This window comes from Novilysobacter antarcticus (genome assembly GCF_019802285.1).
GTDB classification, from domain to species: domain Bacteria; phylum Pseudomonadota; class Gammaproteobacteria; order Xanthomonadales; family Xanthomonadaceae; genus Novilysobacter; species Novilysobacter antarcticus.
Map to the genome: position 1 here is coordinate 343,580 of NZ_JAIEUJ010000002.1, position 15,263 is coordinate 358,842.

At 65.2% G+C, this 15,263-nt stretch carries 14 protein-coding genes and 4 tRNA genes; 6 read left to right on the plus strand and 12 right to left on the minus strand.

The features are described from left to right. A complete protein-coding gene (locus tag KZ491_RS06300; RefSeq protein WP_222565011.1) occupies positions 1 to 750 on the minus strand; it encodes a 3-deoxy-D-manno-octulosonic acid kinase in 750 nt (249 codons plus the stop codon). A gap of 16 nt (positions 751 to 766) precedes the next feature. Here KZ491_RS06300 and KZ491_RS06305 point away from each other — a divergent pair, with 16 nt between their 5' ends. Beyond that, a complete protein-coding gene (locus KZ491_RS06305; protein WP_343225588.1) occupies positions 767 to 1,828 on the plus strand; it encodes a glycosyltransferase family 9 protein in 1,062 nt (353 codons plus the stop codon). A 49-nt stretch (positions 1,829 to 1,877) separates the two neighbouring features. Here the strand turns inward: KZ491_RS06305 and KZ491_RS06310 are convergent, their stop codons facing one another. Next, positions 1,878 to 2,285, minus strand: a complete 408-nt coding sequence (locus tag KZ491_RS06310; protein WP_222565012.1) for a DUF6165 family protein — start codon at positions 2,283 to 2,285, stop codon at positions 1,878 to 1,880. 137 nt (positions 2,286 to 2,422) lie between these two features. Between KZ491_RS06310 and KZ491_RS06315 the strand changes: the two genes are divergently transcribed. Together KZ491_RS06315 and KZ491_RS06320 are read left to right on the plus strand one after the other, a co-directional pair. Next, positions 2,423 to 2,513: transfer RNA gene (locus KZ491_RS06315), tRNA-Ser, on the plus strand. Between the two features lie 136 nt (positions 2,514 to 2,649). Continuing rightward, the gene (locus KZ491_RS06320; RefSeq protein ID WP_222565013.1) at positions 2,650 to 3,354 is read left to right on the plus strand and encodes a PP2C family protein-serine/threonine phosphatase; all 705 of its coding nucleotides are present in this window, start codon (positions 2,650 to 2,652) and stop codon (positions 3,352 to 3,354) included. A gap of 13 nt (positions 3,355 to 3,367) precedes the next feature. On the opposite strand, the gene dnaQ is transcribed toward KZ491_RS06320, so the two are convergent. The 3 genes from dnaQ to KZ491_RS06335 are packed head-to-tail and all read right to left on the minus strand — an operon-like array spanning position 3,368 to position 5,311. Continuing rightward, positions 3,368 to 4,087: a DNA polymerase III subunit epsilon gene (gene dnaQ / locus KZ491_RS06325; RefSeq protein WP_222565014.1), complete on the minus strand. Its 720-nt coding sequence runs from the start codon at positions 4,085 to 4,087 to the stop codon at positions 3,368 to 3,370. A 5-nt stretch (positions 4,088 to 4,092) separates the two neighbouring features. After that, complete coding sequence (gene rnhA / locus KZ491_RS06330; protein WP_222565015.1) at positions 4,093 to 4,581, minus strand: ribonuclease HI; 489 nt, start codon at positions 4,579 to 4,581, stop codon at positions 4,093 to 4,095. 7 nt (positions 4,582 to 4,588) lie between these two features. Beyond that, positions 4,589 to 5,311, minus strand: coding sequence for a methyltransferase domain-containing protein (locus tag KZ491_RS06335; RefSeq protein ID WP_222565016.1), 723 nt, complete (start codon positions 5,309 to 5,311; stop codon positions 4,589 to 4,591). An 81-nt stretch (positions 5,312 to 5,392) separates the two neighbouring features. On the opposite strand from KZ491_RS06335, the gene gloB reads away from it, so the two are divergent. From gloB to KZ491_RS06350, 3 genes are all read left to right on the plus strand, one after another. Beyond that, a complete protein-coding gene (gloB, locus tag KZ491_RS06340) occupies positions 5,393 to 6,169 on the plus strand; it encodes a hydroxyacylglutathione hydrolase (RefSeq protein ID WP_222565017.1) in 777 nt (258 codons plus the stop codon). Then, a complete protein-coding gene (locus KZ491_RS06345) occupies positions 6,166 to 7,140 on the plus strand; it encodes a lytic transglycosylase domain-containing protein (RefSeq protein WP_222565018.1) in 975 nt (324 codons plus the stop codon). The genes gloB and KZ491_RS06345 overlap by 4 nt, the downstream gene beginning before the upstream one ends. Positions 7,141 to 7,214: 74 nt before the next feature. Continuing rightward, entirely contained in the window at positions 7,215 to 8,009 is a 795-nt protein-coding gene (locus KZ491_RS06350; RefSeq protein ID WP_222565019.1) for an enoyl-ACP reductase FabI, read from the plus strand. An 88-nt stretch (positions 8,010 to 8,097) separates the two neighbouring features. Here the strand turns inward: KZ491_RS06350 and KZ491_RS06355 are convergent, their stop codons facing one another. The 7 genes from KZ491_RS06355 to clpX all read right to left on the minus strand — a co-directional run bounded on the left by KZ491_RS06355 (position 8,098) and on the right by clpX (position 15,118). Further along, the gene (locus KZ491_RS06355) at positions 8,098 to 10,068 is read right to left on the minus strand and encodes a SurA N-terminal domain-containing protein (protein WP_222565020.1); all 1,971 of its coding nucleotides are present in this window, start codon (positions 10,066 to 10,068) and stop codon (positions 8,098 to 8,100) included. Between the two features lie 187 nt (positions 10,069 to 10,255). Continuing rightward, positions 10,256 to 10,332 (minus strand) — tRNA-Asp (locus KZ491_RS06360). A gap of 99 nt (positions 10,333 to 10,431) precedes the next feature. After that, a tRNA-Asp gene (locus tag KZ491_RS06365) sits at positions 10,432 to 10,508 on the minus strand. 26 nt (positions 10,509 to 10,534) lie between these two features. Next, a tRNA-Val gene (locus tag KZ491_RS06370) sits at positions 10,535 to 10,609 on the minus strand. A gap of 44 nt (positions 10,610 to 10,653) precedes the next feature. Then, positions 10,654 to 10,926: an HU family DNA-binding protein gene (locus KZ491_RS06375; protein ID WP_222565021.1), complete on the minus strand. Its 273-nt coding sequence runs from the start codon at positions 10,924 to 10,926 to the stop codon at positions 10,654 to 10,656. Between the two features lie 224 nt (positions 10,927 to 11,150). Beyond that, positions 11,151 to 13,595, minus strand: a complete 2,445-nt coding sequence (gene lon / locus KZ491_RS06380; RefSeq protein ID WP_222565022.1) for an endopeptidase La — start codon at positions 13,593 to 13,595, stop codon at positions 11,151 to 11,153. 230 nt (positions 13,596 to 13,825) lie between these two features. Continuing rightward, positions 13,826 to 15,118: an ATP-dependent Clp protease ATP-binding subunit ClpX gene (clpX, locus tag KZ491_RS06385; RefSeq protein WP_222565023.1), complete on the minus strand. Its 1,293-nt coding sequence runs from the start codon at positions 15,116 to 15,118 to the stop codon at positions 13,826 to 13,828. Between the last annotated feature and the right edge of the window lie 145 nt (positions 15,119 to 15,263).

Below are 15,263 nucleotides of genomic sequence, written 5' to 3' on the forward strand. Positions count from 1 at the left end.
TCAGTAGCCCCTTTCCCAGACAGTGTCATAGGCCCGACGCAGGCGATCGAAGTCGCGCTCGACCGCGGCCACGTCGCGATTGCCGCGCACCTTTAGCAACGAGCGCTTCAACCTTGCAAGGTTGCGCTCACGCCAGCCGGTTGCCGGAATGACGAGGCGTCCACGGTCCAGATCGATCACCCAGCCCCGCCCGCGCGAGTCGAACATGAGGTTGTGTGCGTTGAGGTCAGCGTGATCCAGCCCGGCGCGGTGGGCACGTGCGACCAGCCGGCCCGCCTCTTCCCACGGCGCACCATCGCCGGCGACGATCGCGCGGTCCGCCAGGGTGCGCACGTCCGGCAGGCGCTCGATCAGGATGGCGCAGCGATAAAACAGGCCTTCGCGGCGATAGATGGCCGCGATCGGCGGCGGTACCGGCACCCCGCGCTCGATCATCGCCCGCGACAGGCGGAACTCGGCGAAACTACGCGTACTCATTGCGCCGCGCCAGACGTAGCGGTCTCGGCTCAGATAGGCCACCAGCCCGCCGCGCAGGTAGCGTCGTAGCACCGCCTGGCCGAAGGGCGCATCCACGAACCAGGCTCCGCCGCGACCGCCGCTCTCGACCGGCCGCGCCTGTTGCTGCCACCAGGACGGGGTAAACCATTCCGGCTCGGCTTGCCGTATCCGGTTGGTGTCGAACAGAATCGCCCCGTAACCGCTGCCGTCGCGGAATGGCGTCAATCCTTCGGCAGAGTCGAACCCCGTCATTCCCCGGAGTCTAGCAATTAGCACGCCCCCTGCACCTGCTTCGATCTGCCTGCTGCGCTTGTCCGCACTGGGCGATGTCACCCATGTGGTCCCGCTGGTGCGAACGCTGCAGACGGCATGGCCGGAGACGCCGCTGAGCTGGATCATCGGCAAGGCCGAGCAGCGCCTGCTGGAAGGACTGCCCGGCGTGGAGTTCATCGAGTACGACAAAAAATCCGGATTCGCCGGCATGCGCGCGCTGCGCCGGCGGTTGAACGCTCGCCCCGATGGTAAATACGACGTGCTTCTGCAGATGCAGGTCGCGGCGCGCGCGAACCTGCTCTCGGCGGTGGTTCCCGCGCGCACCCGGGTTGGCTATGACCGCGCCCGATCGCGCGACGGCCACGGTTTGTTCATCAACCAGCGCATCCCTGCTCGCCAGGGCATGCACGTGCTGGATGCCATCGGCAGTTTCTGCGAACCGCTGGGCCTGCGCCAGAAGGAGGTCCGCTGGGACCTGCCCGTACCGGCGGACGCGCGCGACTGGGCGCGCGCGCAGTGGGACGCGGACCATGTCCCCACGCTGATGATCTCGCCCTGCTCCAGCCACGTCCTGCGCAACTGGCACGCAGAGCGCTACGCCGCGGTGGCGGACCACGCGATCGGGCGCGGCTGGCGGGTCGTGCTCTGCGGCGGACGCAGCGAGCTGGAACGGCAGACCACCGACGCTATCGTGCAGTCAATGCACGGCAGCGCGCTGGACCTGGTCGGCAAGGACACGCTGAAGCAGTTGCCCGCACTGCTGGAGCGGGCCGACCTGCTGATGACGCCGGACTCCGGACCGATGCATATCGCCAACGCGATGGGGACCAAGGTGCTCGGCCTGCACGCGGCCAGCAATCCGGCCCGCAGCGGCCCCTACAGCGACCGCCGCTACTGCGTGGACCGGTATGACGACGCCGCGCGACGTTATCGCGGCAAGCCCGCCGCCGAGTTGCGCTGGGGCGCCAAGATCGAGCAGCCCGGGGTGATGGATCTGGTGACCGTCGACGACGCCGTGGCGGCCTTCGAGCGTTTTGTCACCGACACCGCCGGTTGAGCTGCGACCTGCCTTCACGACGGCAGGTGGCGGAATCGCGTGCCAGCGCCTAAACCGGATCTGCGTTGCGGTAGTCCTGATAGGACTTCTCTTCGACGTAGCTTGAGCCCAGGGCGAGGTTGATCTCGCGCTTGAGGCGCGCACGCTCATCGTTCTCGAAATAGACGCTGCGGGCGAGGCGGATGAACTCCGCATCGAACTCGCCGGCCTTCTCCTTGAGCCGGATATCGTCCTCAATCACCCAAAGGCGCTCGTTGACCGCCTTCAACTCGGCGCGCAACTTGACCACGTCCTTGCCGGCGGCGGGATGCTCCATCCAGGTTTTCTGCAGCGCGCCCAGTTCCTTGTGGATGTTCTCCAGCTTGGCCGCATCGGTCATGCGCTCGGACTTGATGGACAGGATCGCGATCTTGTCGAGCAGTTCTCCAAAGGAGACGGGAACGAGGATTTCGGACATGGGGCACCCGCTGAGATGAAAGCGGACAGTCTACCGCCAGCCAGCTGACGGGCGCAGCTGTGAAACGCTTGTACGGCGCCCGCGGCCACCGTATCATTGCGCCCCCACGACCCCGGTCTCGATGTCGGCGGTTCACCGGAGAGGTGGCAGAGTGGTTGAATGTACCTGACTCGAAATCAGGCAGGCGTTTATAGCGCCTCGGGGGTTCGAATCCCCCCCTCTCCGCCATATTTGTATTCTGGAAAGGCTGCCGTCGCAGCCCTTTTGCATGCCCGTCCGTTCCGCTCCCTTGGCCGTATGTCCACGTGCGCAGCGTTAACGTATGTGAAGAATCCTTCGACTACGTCACCGGCGTGATTTCCTCATGATCGAATTTGGACACCTGACCCACGTCGGCCTGCGTCGCGAACTCAACGAGGACAGCTATTACGGCGACAGCGTCTTGGGCCTGTGGCTGGTCGCCGATGGGATGGGCGGGCACGATTACGGCGAAGTCGCCAGCGCCTTGGCTCGCGAAACGATCGCCCGGGAAATTCGCGACGGGACGCCGCTGGTGGACGCGATCCGCATTGCCGACGAGGAGATCATCCGGACCTCGCGCCAGCGACGCGACGCGCTGCCAATGGGGACCACCGTGGTCGCGGCCCGGGTCAACGGCAACCGGTTCGAGGCCGCCTGGGTCGGCGACAGCCGGGTGTATCTGTGGCGCGATGAGCAACTGGTGCAACTATCCAAGGACCACAGCTACGTGCAGGAACTGATCGCCAGCGGCGCGATCACCCGTGAGCAGGCGCGCAGCCATCCGCACCGCAACGTGGTCACACAGGCACTGGGTGTGACCGATCCGCGCAACCTCAACGTGGCCACGGTCGCCGGCGAGATGCTGCCGGGCATGCAACTACTGCTGTGCAGCGACGGGCTTACCGAGGAGGTCGAGGACGAGCAGATCGGCAAGGTGCTGGCCCTGCGCGACCGGAGCGCACAGGAATGCGTTGACACCCTGATTGCCGCGGCACTCGATGGCGGCGGCTCGGACAACGTCACCGTGGTGCTGATCCGAAGCCACTGAGTCCGCGCAGCCCCTAGGCGCCAGCCAGCTCCGCCAGCTCGTCCCACACCGCGCGTCCGGCCTTCTTGCGCAGGGTCTCCAGGCGCGCCTCGTGCGCAGCCAGCTCCCCGGCGAGAACCACCACCCGCGGTCGTTGCAGGCGAACGTCGGCGGTGTAGGAAGCCTTTGACTCTTCGCCCGCTTCCGGCCCTACTGCCGCGAATCCAATCTCTTCCTGACCCGAGGTCAGCGCGATGTACACCTCGGCCAGCAGCTGGGCGTCGAGCAGGGCGCCGTGCAACTGCCGGTGCGCGTTGTCCACGCCCAGGCGACGGCACAGCGCGTCCAGCGAATTGCGCTGGCCCGGGAAACGATGACGGGCCAGCAGCAGCGAATCCTCGATGCGGCAGCGATCGGCCAGGCAGCCGTACTTCGACCCTGCCAGGCGCAGCTCGTTGTCAAGGAAGCCGACGTCGAACGCGGCGTTGTGGATCACCAGTTCCGCGCCGTCGATGAACTCCAGGAACTCCTGCACCACGTCGGTGAACGCGGGCTTGTCGGCCAGGAACTCCAAGGTCAGCCCGGTGACTTCCTGCGCGCCGGGCTCGAATGCGCAATCGGGCTTGAGGTACTGGTGATACGTGCGACCCGTAGGGCGGCGCTCAACGAACTCCACGCAGCCGATCTCCACCACGCGGTTGCCCCGCTCCCAACTCAGGCCCGTGGTTTCGGTATCCAGGATGACCTGACGCATCGCCATCAGGTCCGCTGCGCCGAGGCGCCGTGTTTGAAACGAATGGCTTCATCGCGGGCGAGCACATCGACGCGCTCGTTGTCCGGATCACCGGAGTGTCCCTTGACCCAACGCCACTCAATCCGGTGGTTCCTGGTTGCCAGGTTCAGGCGCTCCCACAAGTCGCGGTTCTTCACTGGCGCGCCCCCCGCGGTCTTCCACCCACGACGGACCCAGTTCGCCATCCACGTGGTGATGCCCTGTCGGACGTACTGCGAGTCCGTGTGCAGGGTCACCGTGCAGCTTTCCGTCAGCGCCTCCAACGCACAGATGGTCGCCATCAGTTCCATGCGGTTGTTGGTGGTGTCGGCCTCTCCGCCCACCAGCTCGCGCTCGCGACCCTTGCAGCGCAGCAGCGCGGCCCAGCCGCCGGGGCCGGGGTTGCCCAGACAGGAACCGTCGGTGTGGATCTCAACAATGGTGGGGGGCTTGGTCGCGCCGGCGTCTTCAGTCATCGCGCCATTATCGCCGACCCGGCGCCTCCGGTCTCGCCTCGACCTGTCCAGTGGCCATCGGGAGCGGCCACCGGGCGGCCTGCCAGCGCAATTGCCGTAGCGCCGTCGGCGGAATCACCCCCTGCACCTGCTTGCCCGCGCTGAGCGCGAGAACGCTGCGGAAGCGGTCGGAGACGCCAATACCCGAATCCTCCACCCGTTGCTGCCATCTGGGACCCAGCCATTGCGCGCGCGTGGCGGCGGACGGGAATCCCGCCCGCCGCAGCGCCGACTGCCACGCGCCGGCACCCTTCGCCCGCAGACCCGCTCCCGTCCAGCGCGCGCGGTACGGGCTCCAGGGATTGAGCGTCGCCAGCCAGAGCCTCCCGCCAGGAGCGAGCAGACGCGCGCACTCATTCAGCATTTCCTGCACTTCGCGCCCGTCGTCCAAAGCGTGCTGCAGGAAGATCGCCCCGAAGCATTCGCTGGCAAGCGGCAATGGCAGCCCACAGCGCAGATCGCCGGAGAATCCGTCCCGGCCGCGATGCAGCCGGATGCCGCGTGGGGCCTGGGGCGCCACTGCGGCGGCGGCGCCAATCCAGAGCCACGGCAGGGCGGGACACATCGCCATCACCCGTCCCACAGCGGCCTCCTCGCTCGCCAGGATGGCGTTTCCCGCGGGTCCGTGGAACCACTCGAGCCCGGTTTCCGCCGGTACGCCGGGTTGACGGTGGTAGGTAAACGCGGGCATGGTCGCGGGTTATCGCTCGACGGGAAGCGGCGGAATCCCCGATTCTGCGGCAAGCCGCCAGCAATCCCAAGGAGTCTCCGTATGCAGTTGCAGGCCCTGAACGCATTCAGTGACAACTACATCTGGTGCGCCACCGGTGACGACGGGACGGCATTGGTGGTCGATCCCGGGGAGGCAGGTCCGGTGCTGGCGGCTGCCGATGCCGGTCTGCGCCCAAGCGCCATCCTGCTCACCCACCATCACAATGACCACGTCGGCGGGGTGGCGGAGTTGCTGCAGCGCTGGCCCGATCTGCGCGTGTTCGCGCCCGATGATGCGCGTATCACCACCACCACCGATGTGGTCGTCGACGGCGCACGCATCACGGCGACGGGATTCGAGCTGCAAGTCATCGCGGTTCCGGGGCACACATCCAGCCATGTGGCGTACTTCCACGACGCTCCGGATGGCGGCGCGCTGTTCAGCGGGGACACGCTGTTCAGCCTGGGTTGCGGACGACTTTTCGAAGGTAGTCCGTTGCAGATGCACCGGTCGCTAGCGCGCCTGGCCATTCTGCCCGCCTCCACCAAGCTGTATTGCGGGCACGAATACACCCTGTCCAACGCAGCGTTCGCGCGCGTGGTCGAGCCCGAAAATGCCGCGCTTGCGCGCCGCACCCAGGAAGCCAAACACATGCGTGACAATGCCCGCCCCACCTTGCCCACCACGCTGGAAAGCGAACTGGCCTGCAATCCGTTCCTGCGTTGTGGCCAGCCGGCCGTGAAGGACGCCGTCGCCACGCGCCTCGGTCGCGATCCCATCGATGAGGTCGAGGTATTCGCCGAACTTCGGCGGTGGAAAGACGGGTTCAGCGAATGAGTGCCCGCAGTCGGCCGCAGGCGCGATCCGGTCTCGGACGTCGTCTAGCGGTGCTGACCGCCGCGATACTGATCTCCTTACCGGTAGCTGCGCTGGCCAACGACACTGGCGCACCGGCCCCGGCGGTTACCACCGGCGCGGCCTCGTCCGCCACCCAGGCCCCGGCCGCGCCCCGTCGAGGTCTGGAGATCTACCGCCAGTTCCAGCAGGGTCGTGCCGACCAGGAGTGCAGCAGCGATGTCAGCCCGCGCTGGAGCAAGCACTTTGCAGCAGCGCCAAAGCGCCTGGCAACTCCCAGCGACGACACCCTTCTCCTGTTTGGCTATGTACTCGATGCGGTGCGCGCCGCCCATCTTCCCAGCGAGTACGCGCTGATCCCGTTCGTGGAGAGCGGCTACCGTCCCGACGCGCGCAGTCCGTCCGGACCGGTGGGCCTGTGGCAGATGATCGAGCGGACCGCCCGCAACCATAAGGTGCCGATCCGCAACGGTTACGACGGCCGCCTGTCTCCGGTGGATTCCACCCGCGCGGCGGTGCGTTACCTGAAGACCCTGCATGGCATGTTCGCCGGCGACTGGCGACTGGCCGCAATGGCATACAACGCCGGCGAATACCGGATCCTGGGCGCACTCAAGAGTGGCGGTCAGCAGGCCCGCAACGCCGACCCTGCCAGTCTGGCCGGAGTGCCGGCCACCACCCAGGCCTATGTGCGCAAGCTGCAGGCGCTGTCCTGTGTCCTGGGAGATGCCAAGCAGCAGGAATCCTGGATCCGGGCGATGGACCGTCCCGCCCCGCGGCTTGAGGCAATGACGGTGGACAAGCAAACCCGGCGCATCACCGATTGGGCGGACCGGCATGGCCAGGATCCGGCCCGGGTCGGCAGGCTGAACCCGGTCTTCGGCGAGGGTCGCATCGCAGCCAGCGGAGATATCCCGGTACGCCTGCTGGCCCCGGAATTGGGCATCAATTAGGCAGCCACCTCGCGGGTACAATACCCCGGTTGCCCGACCGCGCCGGTCGTGGCTCTGTTGAATGAGGAGCAACCATGGGTTTTCTGCAAGGCAAGCGTGCGCTGATCACGGGCATCGCCAGCGACCGTTCGATCGCCAGCGGCATCGCCGAAGCCATGCACCGCGAGGGTGCGGAGCTGGCATTCACCTATTTGAACGACAAGCTCAAGCCCCGTGTCGAAAAAGCCGCCGCGGCCCTGGGGAGCGACATCGTGTTGCCGCTGGACGTCTCCAGTGATGAACAGATCGCCGATTGCTTCGATCAGCTGGGCAAGCATTGGGATGGTTTCGACATCCTCGTCCACGCCATCGCCTACGCGCCGCGTGAGGCTATCGAGGGCGAGTTCCTGGACGGCCTGACGCGCGAGAACTGGGCCGTCGCCCACGACATCTCCGCCTATTCGCTGGCGGCCATCTCCAAGGCCGCACGGCCGCTGATGGCGGGCCGCGACGGTGCGATCCTGACCCTGAGCTACCTGGGTGCCGTCCGTGCCCTGCAGAACTACAACGTGATGGGCGTGGCCAAGGCCAGCCTGGAGGCGACGGTGCGCTATCTGGCACTGAATCTGGGTCCGGAGGGGACTCGGGTGAACGCGATCTCCGCCGGTCCGATCAAGACCCTCTCGGCAGCGGGCATTGCCAACTTCCGCAAGATGCTGGGCCAGTTCGAGAAGACCTCACCGCTGCGCCGCACCGTTACCATCGAGGATGTAGGCAACACCGCCGCGTTCCTGTGTTCCGATCTCGCCCGTGGCATCACCGGGGAGGTCACGTATGTCGACTCGGGCTACAACATCATGGGGATGAGCGGCGTCGGCAGCGACGACTGACGGCTCAACCGGCACCACCAAAAAAGCCCGGCGATGCCGGGCTTTTTTGTGGGCGTGAACCGGGCGTTGCCACCCGGCGCAAGCTGCCCTAGAGGTTCTGCTCCAGCACCCGGATCTTCATGCTCTTACGCAGGCTCGATATCAGGGCCTGCACATCGTCGATGCCGGCCGCTTGACCGAGCTGCTGCTGCAACATCTCGCGCTGTTCCTGCGGGAATTCGGCGCTGTTGCCGGGGATCACCTTGTCGACGGTGAACAGCACGATGCGACCGTCTTCCAGCACCTTGGTCCCGGCCGCCTTGCGGCCTTCCTTTACCTGCAGGGCAAACATCGCATCCGACACGCCCGGTGCGACCAGCGGCGCGCCACGCGGCACGGCCGTCAACACCTCGGGTTCGCCGAGCGACTCGGCGCCGGCCAGATCGGCAAGCGACGCGCCCTTCTCCAGCCGAGCCTGCAACGCGATTGCACGCTCCCGCGCCGCCTTCTGCATCCGGTCAGAACGGATGGCAGCCACGACCTGGTCGCGAACGGTCTCAAGCGGCTGGGCCTCGGCAGGGGTGTGCGACACCACCCGGATCCAGACGTTGTGGTCGGGGCCGACCTCGATGGGATCGCTGACCGTGCCGTCCTGGATCAGCACGTCGGAGAACGCCGCGCGCTTCACCGCCGGGCTCGCCGCGATCCCCTCAGTGGACCCAGCGTCGAAGGGACCCAGCTTCTGCACTGTCAGGTTGGCCGACTCCGCCGCAGAGGACAGGCCACTGGGGTTCTGCAGCACCGCATCCACGACACGGCTGGACAGGTCGTTGAACATGCTCTCGCGATCGGCCTGGGCCTGCTCACGTGCCAGTGCGTCGCGCACGGCTTCAAAGGGTTCGCGCTCACCGGCTTTCACCTCACGCAGTTTGATGACGTGCCAGCCAAACTCGGTCTTGACCGGGTCGCTGATGTCGCCGGGTGACATTGCAAACACCGCATCCTCCAACGCCCCGGGCATCATTCCGCGGCTGATCCAGCCCAGATCGCCGCCGGTGGACGCGGCGTCGTCACTGTTCTTCCCGGCAATCGCGGCAAAATCCGCACCCTCGGCGCGCGCCTGCTCGGCCAGCCCCGCAGCCTTGGCCTCGGCCGCCTGCACCGTTGCCGGATCGGCATCCGGATCGACCTCCACCAGGATGTGCGAGGCCAACCGCTCCTCCTGCTCGGCGACCTTGTCGGACTGCTGGTCATAGCGCTGACGCAGGGTCGCCTCGTCGGCCACCGGCGGCTCGGGCATATCGGCCGCGTCAAGCGAGATGTATTCGATGCTCACGCGCTCCGGGGCCCGGTAATCGGCCAGGTGGCTGTCGTACCAGGCCTGCACGTCGGCGTCGGCAATTGCATCGCCGCCGGGTTCGCTGCCCGGCACCACCAGCACCGAGACGTCGCGCTGCTCGCCCAGCAGCCGGATCAGGCGGTCCATCTCCGCATCGGTCACGAAATTGGTTTCCGCCAGGGCGGTCATCACCAGCCCCTGCTCCAGGCTTTCGCGCACCAGCTGATCGAACTGCGCGGGTGTCCTGGCAGGCACCTGTGAAGCAAGCGCGAGCTGGTAGCGCTGGGGATCAAAGCGTCCATCGACCTGGAAGGCAGGAATGCGCTGGATCTCATCGATCACCATCGAGTCACTCACCGTCACGCCGGCCGCCTGAGCCGCCATCGCCTGGATCTTCTGATCGATCAGGCTGTCCAGCACCGCGCGCTTGTTCTCCATTTCCTCGAAGGCGCGGGCGTCGAACGCGTCGCCCTGCTCGGCCCGCTGTTGCTGGCGCACCTGCTCGAAGCGGTTGCGGAATTCCTCCGTTCCCACTTCCTCGTGCCGCCACAGCACCGATGCGGGCCAGAACGACGGAGCCGACGACCACCAGGTGGGCGGCGCCTTGATCGAGGCGACCGTGCTGCTGCCACTCTGGACCAGGTACTGATCCAGACCGAACAACGCGAACGGAACGATCAGGATCCCCAGGATCGCCATCGCCACCCAGCCGGTGGTCTTTTCTCGGATTTTTCGCAGCATGATGCAATCTGGTCAGGACGGAAGCCGGACAGTTTACCGTGGATGGGCGGCGCGGGTCCGCCGCGGCAACAACCGGGCCACTACCATGATCGGCAGCAGCGGTGGACCGCCTATTCGGCGCGATACGCCAATGTCCTGAAAAGCAAAACGCCCGCAAATCATCGATTTGCAGGCGTTCTGGATTTACTGGCGGAGCGGACGGGACTCGAACCCGCGACCTCCGGCGTGACAGGCCAGCATTCTAACCAACTGAACTACCGCTCCGCGCTTTGAACTCTTCAAACTGGCAACGAAACCGGCATGCCGGAACAGCGCTGCAGTCTGGATCGGCCGCTTGTATTGCTCAGCAAGCCTGGATGGAACTGGCGGAGTGGACGGGACTCGAACCCGCGACCTCCGGCGTGACAGGCCAGCATTCTAACCAACTGAACTACCACTCCGCACTTTTAAACTTGTAACCCGGCGCTGGTGGGTGCTGAGGGTTTCGAACCCCCGACCCTCTCCGTGTAAAGGAGACGCTCTACCACTGAGCTAAGCACCCGAAATTCAGACCAGGGCAAATGACACTGCCCGGTGGGTAGCCGCTTAGTTTACAGCGTCCTTAAGGGCTTTGCCAGCCTTGAACGCAGGATTGTTCGACGCCTTGATCTGGATGGTTTCGCCGGTCTTCGGATTGCGGCCCTGGCGGGCGGCACGGTTGCGGACCTGGAACGTACCGAAGCCGACGAGCGTGACGGAGTCGCCCTTCTTCAGTGCATCGGTGATCACGCTGACCATCGCGTCGACCGCGTTGGATGCATCGGCCTTGGAAAGCTCCGCAGCCTCGGCGACGGCACTGACGAATTCAGACTTGTTCATTCAATTTGACTCCCTGAGCGGTTTCACCGCGTGTGCTTGAAATCGAAGGGCCAGCGTACATGACAGCCCTTCGATCGACTTTGCCGCTCCGCCCTGCCGCAGGACGACTTTCGCGAAACGGTTGCTGGCCGTTATACCAGTGGGGTTTTCACTGCGCAAGACTGAAACCCAGCAACGACGCGGGTTTCAGCGCTATTTTGCGTTTTCGCGTACGCGTGCGGCGCTCAATGCTTGACCCCGGCACGGGCGCTGCGCTCGCCCTTGCGAGGTGCGGGCAGGTCGGCCTGCCCGGCGGGCGCCAGCGGCGTCAGGGGGCGTTCCAAGGCGATATCGAGCACCTCGTCGATCCAGCGCGCGGGCACGATTTTCAAGCCATCCGTGACCGCCTTGGGCAGATCGACCAGATCCTTCTTGTTTTCCTCCGGGATGACCACCGTGGTGATGCCGCCGCGCAAGGCCGCGAGCAGCTTTTCCTTCAAACCGCCGATGGGAAGCACGCGCCCGCGCAGGGTGATTTCCCCGGTCATGGCGACCTCGGCGCGGACCGGGTTCTTGGTCAGGGTGGAAACCAGTGCGGTCACCATCGCAATTCCTGCGCTGGGTCCGTCCTTGGGCGTGGCGCCTTCAGGCACGTGGACGTGGACGTCATGCTTTTCCAGGAAGCCAAGATCGATGCCAAGCTGTTCCGTGCGCGCGCGCACCACTGACAGCGCCGCCGAGGCGGACTCCTTCATCACATCGCCCAGCTGACCGGTCAGCAGCAACTGGCCCTTGCCCGGCACCAGCGTTGACTCGACCTGCAGCAACTCGCCGCCCACTTCGGTCCAGGCCAGGCCGGTGACCAGACCGATTTCGTTTTGCTCCTCGGCACGACCGAAGTCGTAACGGCGCACGCCGAGATACTTGTCCAGGTTCTTGCTGTTGACCACCAGCGGAGTTTTGCGCGCCTTCGACTTGGGTCCGGCAAGCGCGATTTCCTTGACCACCTTGCGGCAGATCTTGGCGATTTCGCGCTCCAGGTTCCGCACGCCCGCCTCGCGGGTGTAATAGCGCACGATGTCGTGCACCGCCGCTTCGGCAATCGTCAGCTCCTCGGGCTTGAGCCCGTTGGCCGTGAGTTGCTTGGGCAACAGGTAGCGCATTGCGATGTTGACCTTCTCGTCCTCGGTGTAGCCGGGGATCCGGATCACTTCCATCCGGTCCAGCAATGGGCCGGGGATGTTGAGCGAGTTGGCGGTGGCGACGAACATCACCTCGCTCAGGTCCAGGTCGACCTCCAGGTAGTGGTCGTTGAAGGCATCGTTTTGCTCCGGGTCCAGCACCTCCAGCAGCGCTGACGACGGATCACCGCGGAAATCCATCGACATCTTGTCGATCTCGTCCAGCATGAACAGCGGATTGCGGGTGCCGGCCTTGGTCAGGTTCTGTACCACCCGGCCGGGCATCGAGCCCACGTAGGTGCGGCGGTGACCTCGGATCTCCGCCTCGTCACGCACGCCACCCAACGACATGCGCACAAACTTGCGGTTGGTCGCCTTTGCAATCGACTGCCCGAGCGAGGTCTTGCCCACGCCGGGCGGGCCGACCAGGCACAGGATGGCGCCCTTCATCTGCTTCACGCGGGTCTGCACGGCGAGGTACTCAAGGATGCGTTCCTTGACCTTCTCCAGCCCGTAGTGGTCTGCGTCGAGCACTTCCTGGGCCGCCTTGAGGTCCTTGCGCACCTTGCTGCGCTTCTTCCACGGCACACCAAGCAACCAGTCCAGATAGTTGCGCACCACCGCCGCCTCTGCGGACATTGGGGACATCTGCTTGAGCTTGTTCAGCTCGCTCTTGGCCTTCGCCTCGACCGGCTTGGGCATCCCGGCCTCGGCGATCTTGCGGGTCAGCTCCTCGATGTCATTGGGCATGTCATCGATTTCACCCAGCTCCTTCTGGATCGCCTTCATCTGCTCGTTGAGGTAGTACTCGCGCTGGCTCTTCTCCATCTGGCCCTTGACCCGGCCGCGGATCCGCTTCTCCAGTTGCTGGACGTCGATCTCGCCGTCCACCAGGCCGATCAACTGCTCCAGCCGGGCGCCGATGCCGTGGGTCTCCAGCAGGCGTTGCTTGTCGGAAATGCGCACGCCCAGATGCGCCGCCACCGTATCGGCCAGGCGGCCGGGCTCATCGATGCCGGACAAGGTCTGCATCAGCTCGGGCGGCAGCTTGCGGTTGGTCTTGATGTATTGCTCGAACAGGCTCATCAGCGAACGCATGATCGCCTCGATTTCGCGGTCCTCGCGGTCGACTTCGGCAGGGATCTCCTGCGCCCGTCCACGCAACGCGCCATCGGTCTCGACCACCTGGTCGACCTTGGCCCGCGACACACCTTCCACCAGCACCTTGATGGTGCCGTCGGGAAGCTTCAGCAGCTGCAGCACATGCGAGAGGGTACCGACATCGAACAGGTCATCGGCGCCGGGATCATCGGTCTCGGCAGCCTTCTGGGCGACCAGCAGGATCTGCTTGTCGCCTTCCATCGCCGCCTCGAGCGCACGGATGGATTTGTCGCGGCCGACAAACAGCGGGATCACCATGTGTGGGAACACGACGACATCGCGCAGCGGGAGCACCGGAAGGTCGAGTAGTTCCTCGCCGGCAGTCACGCGCTCTGTGGATTTGGTCATTTGGAACTCCGGTCGTTCATGCAGTCACCGCGCAAGACGGGCCGCGAAAAAAAGGAAGGTGCCGGGAACGCCGGCCATGCTTGGATTTATGGGGGCCGTGGCGCGGGGTTGCAAGCGGGTCGTTCATCTGGTGACCACAAACAACGACTGCTGAAACAAAATCAGCCACCTGCACGGGCAAGTGGCTGATCGGTATCGCTCAGGCAGGCCCAAACCGGGCGTGGCGTGACTCAGTCCCCCGAAGCCGCCTTCTGCGGCGCCGCGGAAGGCGCCTCGTAGATCAGGTAGGGCTCGGTCTTGTGCTCGATGACCGACTCGTCCACGACGACCTTGCTGACATTCTCCAGCGACGGGAGCTCATACATGGTGTCCAGCAGCACCGACTCCACGATCGTGCGCAGGCCACGGGCGCCCGTCTTGCGCTTGAGCGCCTTGCGGGCGATGGCGACCAGGGCGTCGGGACGGAACTCCAACTCGACGTCCTCCATCTCAAACAGCTTGCGGAACTGTTTGGTGATGGCGTTCTTGGGCTCGGTGAGGATGGTCACCAAAGCCTCTTCGTCCAGTTCCTCCAGCGTCGCAACCACCGGCAGCCGGCCGACAAACTCGGGGATCAGGCCGAACTTGACCAGATCCTCGGGCTCCACTTCGGCCAGCACGGTACCGATGTCGACCTTGCGGTCGCTGCTCTTCACCTTGGCGCCAAAGCCAATCCCTCCCGCCTCGGTGCTGCGCTGCTGGATGATCTTGTCCAGGCCGGCGAACGCCCCGCCGACGATGAACAGGATATTGCGGGTATCGACCTGCAGGAACTCCTGCTGCGGGTGCTTGCGGCCGCCCTGCGGGGGCACGCTGGCAACGGTGCCCTCGATCAGCTTGAGCAGCGCCTGCTGCACGCCTTCACCTGAAACGTCGCGGGTGATGGACGGGTTGTCGGACTTGCGCGAGATCTTGTCGATCTCATCGATGTAGACGATGCCCTGCTGCGCCTTCTCGACGTCGTAGTCGCACTTCTGCAGCAGCTTCTGGATGATGTTCTCCACGTCCTCACCGACGTAGCCGGCCTCGGTCAGTGTGGTCGCATCGGCCATCGTGAAGGGAACGTTCAGCATCCGCGCCAGCGTCTCGGCCAACAGCGTCTTGCCCGAACCGGTCGGACCGACCATCAGGATATTGGACTTCGCCAGCTCGACGTCGTCGCTCTTCTGGCGGCTTTCGATCCGCTTGTAGTGGTTGTAGACCGCAACGGCGAGGGTCTTCTTCGCCCGCGCCTGGCCGATCACGTACTCGTCGAGGACCGCAAGGATCTCGCGCGGCTTGGGCAGGTGGCTGCGCGCGGACTGCGCCTTCTCCTCCAGCTCCTCGCGGATGATGTCATTGCACAGCTCTACGCACTCATCACAGATGAATACGCTGGGACCGGCAATCAGCTTGCGCACCTCGTGCTGGCTCTTTCCGCAGAAGGAGCAGTAGAGGATCTTGTTGCTGTCGCCGCTGCTGCGGCCCTGTCGGTCATCGGTCATGCGCTTGCCTGGATCGTCTTGGCGGAAACACAGCGCCGGGCACGCCTGGCCGCGACGATGTGTTCCTGCGTGGTTTGGTTTGAGGGTAGCACAGCGAGCGGGTCCGGAAAGTCACGGACCCTTCGCTGAATACCGTTTAAAATCA

Coding starts and splice junctions, on each gene's coding strand:
- KZ491_RS06320 (WP_222565013.1), top strand. CDS start 2,650: ATGATCGAATTTGGACACCTGACCCACGTCGGCCTGCGTCGCGAACTC.
- KZ491_RS06350 (WP_222565019.1), top strand. CDS start 7,215: ATGGGTTTTCTGCAAGGCAAGCGTGCGCTGATCACGGGCATCGCCAGC.
- dnaQ (WP_222565014.1), bottom strand. CDS start 4,087: ATGCGTCAGGTCATCCTGGATACCGAAACCACGGGCCTGAGTTGGGAG.
- KZ491_RS06375 (WP_222565021.1), bottom strand. CDS start 10,926: ATGAACAAGTCTGAATTCGTCAGTGCCGTCGCCGAGGCTGCGGAGCTT.
- lon (WP_222565022.1), bottom strand. CDS start 13,595: ATGACCAAATCCACAGAGCGCGTGACTGCCGGCGAGGAACTACTCGAC.
- clpX (WP_222565023.1), bottom strand. CDS start 15,118: ATGACCGATGACCGACAGGGCCGCAGCAGCGGCGACAGCAACAAGATC.
- gloB (WP_222565017.1), top strand. CDS start 5,393: ATGCAGTTGCAGGCCCTGAACGCATTCAGTGACAACTACATCTGGTGC.
- KZ491_RS06335 (WP_222565016.1), bottom strand. CDS start 5,311: ATGCCCGCGTTTACCTACCACCGTCAACCCGGCGTACCGGCGGAAACC.
- rnhA (WP_222565015.1), bottom strand. CDS start 4,581: ATGACTGAAGACGCCGGCGCGACCAAGCCCCCCACCATTGTTGAGATC.
- KZ491_RS06355 (WP_222565020.1), bottom strand. CDS start 10,068: ATGCTGCGAAAAATCCGAGAAAAGACCACCGGCTGGGTGGCGATGGCG.
- KZ491_RS06345 (WP_222565018.1), top strand. CDS start 6,166: ATGAGTGCCCGCAGTCGGCCGCAGGCGCGATCCGGTCTCGGACGTCGT.
- KZ491_RS06300 (WP_222565011.1), bottom strand. CDS start 750: ATGACGGGGTTCGACTCTGCCGAAGGATTGACGCCATTCCGCGACGGC.
- KZ491_RS06310 (WP_222565012.1), bottom strand. CDS start 2,285: ATGTCCGAAATCCTCGTTCCCGTCTCCTTTGGAGAACTGCTCGACAAG.